The 2,928-nt window shown below is 73.5% G+C and carries 1 protein-coding gene; it reads left to right on the top strand.

What is annotated here, in order from left to right; all coding sequences use genetic code 11:
* Positions 1-34: 34 nt before the first annotated feature.
* On the top strand, positions 35-2,928 hold a 2,894-nt coding region (locus tag AB0O00_RS34150; protein ID WP_363658480.1), incomplete at its 3' end, for a type I polyketide synthase.

Genomic DNA, 2,928 nt, shown 5'->3' with positions numbered 1-2,928 from the left:
CATCGACGGCGAGACCGCCGTTCCCGAAGCGACCGTGGACCGCCACGACCCGATCGCGATCGTCGGCATGGCCTGCCGCTACCCGGGCGGGGTGACCACGCCCGAGGAGCTCTGGCAGCTGGTGGCCTCCGGCGCGGACGCGATCTCCCCGTTCCCCGCCGACCGCGGGTGGGACCTCTCGACGCTGCGCACCGAGGACAGCGGGGGCACCGAGCGCCCGCACCACACCCACGAGGGCGGATTCCTCGACGGCGCCGCCGAGTTCGACCCCGGCTTCTTCGGGATCTCCCCGCGCGAGGCCCTGGCGATGGACCCGCAGCAGCGGCTCACGCTGGAGCTCGCCTGGGAGGCCCTGGAGCGCGCCGGCATCGACCCGAGCGGTCTGCGCGGCACCCGCACCGGCGTCTTCACCGGCGTGATGTACCACGACTACCCGGGCAGCGACGGCAATGGCAGCGTCGTCGCAGGCCGCGTCTCGTACAAGCTCGGCCTGGAGGGCCCGGCGGTCGCCGTGGACACCGCCTGCTCCTCCTCCCTGGTCGCCCTCCACCTGGCCGCCCAGGCGCTGCGGCAGGGCGACTGCTCGCTCGCGATCACCGGCGGCGTCACCGTCATGGCCACGCCGGGCGTGTTCGCCGAGTTCGGGCGGCAGGGCGCGCTCGCCCCCGACGGGCGGTGCAAGTCGTTCGCGACCGCCGCCGACGGCACCGGCTTCGCCGAGGGCGCGGGCTTCCTGGTCGTCGAGCGGCTGTCGGACGCGCTGCGCAACGGGCACCCGGTGCTCGCGCTCGTGCGCGGCAGCGCCGTCAACCAGGACGGCGCGTCGAACGGCCTGACCGCGCCGAACGGCCCGTCGCAGCAGCGGGTGATCCGGCAGGCGCTCGCCAACGCCCGCCTCGGCGCCGACCAGGTCGACGTGGTCGAGGCGCACGGGACGGGGACGACGCTGGGCGACCCGATCGAGGCGCAGGCGCTCCTCGCGACCTACGGGCAGGACCGCTCCGACGGCCGGCCGCTGTTCCTCGGCTCGATCAAGTCGAACATCGGTCACACCCAGGCCGCGGCCGGTGTGGCCGGCGTGATCAAGATGGTGCTCGCGATGCACAACGACGAGCTGCCGTCGACGCTCCACGTGGACGAGCCGAGCGCGAACGTGGACTGGTCGGAGGGGGCCGTGCAGCTCCTGACCGAGCCCCGGGCGTGGGCTGCGGGCGAGCGTCCGAGGCGCGCCGGCGTCTCCTCCTTCGGGATCAGTGGCACCAACGCCCACGTGATCATCGAGGAGGCCCCGGCGGCCGTTCCGGCAACGGAGGCGCCGCAGGTCGAGCCCGGAGTCGTCCCGTGGCTGCTGTCCGCGGCGACGCCGGAGGCCCTGCGGGCGCAGGCCGAGCGACTGCTGGCCGTCGGTGGGGGCGCCCGTCCGGTGGACGTCGCGTACTCGCTGGCGACCACCCGAGCCGCGCTCGAACACCGTGCGGCCGTGGTCGGCGACGGGACGGAGCAACTCCTGGCCGGCCTGCGGGCGGTGGCGGACGGCGAAACGCCGACCGGCGTCGCGACGGGCGGGCGGATTGCGTTCGTGTTCTCGGGGCAGGGGTCGCAACGGCTGGGGATGGGGCGGGAGTTGTATGCCCGGCTTCCGGTGTTCGCTCGGGCCTTCGACAAAGTGTGCGAGGCACTGGATCCGCAGCTGCGGGACGTCGTGTGGGGCGACGATGCGGAGTTGCTGAACCAGACGGCCTACGCTCAGGCCGGGTTGTTCGCGGTCGAGGTGGCGTTGTTCCGGCTGGTGGAATCGCTGGGTGTGCGGCCGGAGTTCGTGGCCGGGCACTCGATCGGTGAGGTGGCGGCGGCGCATGTGGCCGGGGTGTTCTCGCTGAAGGATGCCTGCGCGCTGGTGAGTGCTCGTGGCCGGCTGATGCAGGCGCTTCCGGCGGGTGGCGCGATGCTGGCGGTGCAGGCGACGGAGGACGAAGTCCTGCCGCTGCTGGGTGAGTTCGTGTCGATCGCGGCCGTCAACGGCCCGACGTCCGTCGTCGTCTCGGGCTCTCTCGAAGCGGTGGCGGCGATCGAGGCGCACTTCGCCGACCGCAAGACGACGCGCCTGCGGGTGTCCCACGCGTTCCACTCGCCGCTGATGGACCCGATGCTGGAGGACTTCCGTTCCGTCCTCAACGGGCTTTCCTACGCGGCTCCTTCGATCCCCGTAGTCTCCAATCTGACCGGCGAGCTTGCGGAGGGCCTGACGTCGCCCGACTACTGGGTGCGCCACGTCCGCGAAACCGTCCGCTTCGCCGACGGCGTGCGCGCGTTGGAGGCGGCGGGCGTCACCCGCTTCCTGGAGCTCGGCCCCGACGGTGTCCTGACCGCGCTGGCGGCCGGGTTCGTCGCGGAGGACGCCGTGCTCGCCTCCGCCCTCCGCAAGGACCAGGCCGAGGACACGGCCGTCCTGATCGCCCTCGCCCGTCTGCACGTCACCGGTGCACCCGTCGACTGGGCCGCCCTCTTCACCGGCACCACCGTCCGCCCGGTCGACCTGCCGACGTACGCCTTCCAGCACCGCCGCTTCTGGCCCACCACCGCCCCCGCGACCGCGGGCGACCTCGGTGCCGCGGGCCTCGACACCACCGACCACCCGCTGCTCACCGCCTCGCTCGAACTCTCCGACGACGACGGTCTGTTGTTCACCTCCCGGCTCTCCCGGCAGTCCCACCCCTGGCTCGCCGACCACGTCGTGCGCGGCGACGTCCTGCTGCCCGGCACCGCGTTCCTCGAACTGGCCGTCCGCGCCGGCGACGAGGCCGGCTGCGACCGCGTCGAGGAGCTGACGCTGGCCGCGCCGCTCGTCCTGTCCGAACGCGAGGGCGTCCAGCTGCAGCTGCGCGTCGGCGCGGCCGACGAGAACGGCCGCCGCACCTTCACCATCGC

The sequence above is a fragment of the Kitasatospora sp. NPDC093558 genome, from assembly GCF_040683475.1.
Lineage (GTDB): Bacteria > Actinomycetota > Actinomycetes > Streptomycetales > Streptomycetaceae > Kitasatospora.
Note: the sequence above shows the minus strand (reverse complement) of the source record. Positions and strands in the feature narration are given on the sequence as shown.